This is a genomic window from Actinoplanes sp. NPDC051411 (assembly GCF_040682075.1).
Classification (GTDB): domain Bacteria; phylum Actinomycetota; class Actinomycetes; order Mycobacteriales; family Micromonosporaceae; genus Actinoplanes.
The window spans coordinates 1-1,999 of sequence record NZ_JBFBAD010000225.1 but is presented as its reverse complement, the minus strand read 5'-3'; the positions used below and the strand labels follow the sequence as shown (position 1 = coordinate 1,999).

The window sequence follows — 1,999 nt, the reverse complement described above, 5'->3', positions numbered from 1 at the left end:
CGACGCTCTAGGTGGCCTCTGCCCGCGGAAAGCGCCGGGCCAAGTCGTGTCGCATGTTTACCTGGGGGCCGAGCCCCCAGACCCCACGGTGCGGCTGGTTGCGGCTGGTGGGGGGTTAATCTTGGCTTTCGCCGCCTCGCGTCCTGAACCGCGTGACTGGTCCTAGGGTTTTTGTCGGCTGAGCGCGCTTGCTGCCCGCTGGCCTTGCGTGTCGACGCCTGCGCCGGTCAGGGTCGGTTTCCTGCCGTCGTCGGCTTTCCCTCGCCTCGGCCGTTGACTTGTGTGCCCCGGTCGGCGTCGGGCTTCCGTTGGCTTCCTGCACCTCGGCCGTTAGGCGTCTGCCCGCGTCGACCCGCGTCGCCCCGGCGTTGGCCGCGTCGCCCCGGCGTTGGCCGCGTTGCCCCGGCGTTGGCCGCGTTTGCCCCGGCGTTGGCCGCGTTGCCCCGGCGTTGGCCGCGTTTGCCCCGGCGTTGGCCGCGTCGCCCCGGCGTTGGCCGCGTTGCCCCCGCCGACTCGCGCTGCCCCGGCCCTCCGCGCCGCCCGCGCTGCCCCGAGCCGTCCCGCGTCGGCCGCGCCGCCCGCGCCGCCCGCGCTGGCCGCGTCGCCCCGCGCTGGCCGCGTCGCCCCGCGCTGGCCGCGTCGCCCCGCGCTGGCCGCGCCGTCTCGCGCCGACCCGCGCTGGCCGCGCCGTCTCGCGCCGACCCGCGCTGGCCGCGCCGTCTCGCGCCGACCCGCGCTGGCCTTGCTGCCCGCGCCGGCCTTGCCTCGCCCACCCCAGCGCTGGGCGGGGTTGAGTTAAGCGGCCGGGTCTGACACTTTTCCGCCGCTGTCCACAGCTCTGTCCTTGTCCACAGCGCCGCCATCGCGGGCTGCGCCGCCATCGAAGGCAAGGCCGCCGTCGTGGGCAGGGCCGCTGTCTCGGGCGGCGCTCAGCAGCGCTATCCGGCGCTCGCGGGGCCGCCCCGCCAGCAGATGCAAGGCCGCGGCCAGCAACCCCAGCGCCGCGACGAACAGCCAATGGGCCGCCCCGAAGACCTGCAGACTCGCGCCGCCCAAGGTCGGCGCGAGGAAGGACGCCGCTGGGAAGGTCAGGAAGAAGACTGCCTGGTAGCGGCCCCGCAGCACGGCCGGGGCCAGTTCGGCGTTGATTTCGGCGTTCGGGGGTGCGGCCAGCATGCTGCCTACGGTCCAGATCGCTGCGGCGGCCAGATAGGCCCACTCGTGTGACGCCGCCGACAGCGACGCGAAGCCCAGGGCCATTGCCAGCATCGACGCGGCCAGGACGCGGTCCTTGCGGTGGCCGTCGATCAGGCGGGGGACGAAGAGCTGGCCGGTCACGATCATGATGCCGCCGAGGGCGACCACCAGGCCGTACGCCGATGGGCCGAGTCCGTCGGCCCGCATCGCCAGGGGGACGATCGTGTTGGTCTGGCTGTAGATCAGGGCCTGCATCAGCGTCAGCCCGACGAATGTCAGGAAGATTCGGTCGCTGAGTACGGTCCGTAGGCCGCTGAGGCCGACGTGGACCGTCGTGCGGGTGAGTGTTTCCGGCACCTTCCAGGCGATCACGACCACGGTGATCAGCGTGGTCGCGGCGTCGATCAGGAACAGGCCGGTATAGCTCCACGACGCCAGCAGCCCGGCCAGGAGTGACGCGCCCGCGGTGCCCAGGTTGAAGGCCCAGAACTGCAGGTTGAAGGCGCGCGACCGGCGGGAGGCGGGCACCACGTCGATGATCGCCGCGACGAAGGCGGGGCTGGGCGCCGACTGGACCACGCCGAGTAGGGCGCACAGCACGGCGATCACCTTCAGGTCGGCCGCGAGCGCCAGCCCGGCGAGGGTCAGGACGCAGGCCAGGTGGGACCACAGCAGGGTGCGGCGGCGTCCCCACCGGTCGGTGAGGACCGCGGCCTCGACGTAGTTGTGGACTTCCGCTACCGACGCAGTGAGCTGGTCGCGGTGGAGAAAGTCAGCCTCGAGTACGTCATCGAGCGCCGCA

The 1,999-nt window shown here is 73.0% G+C and carries 1 protein-coding gene; it reads right to left on the bottom strand.

Features of this window, described 5'->3' with window-relative positions:
- Nucleotides 1–795: 795 nt before the first annotated feature.
- Nucleotides 796–1,999 (bottom strand): MFS transporter (locus tag AB0M88_RS51600; protein WP_364115437.1); only part of this gene is annotated, 1,204 nt, incomplete at its 5' end.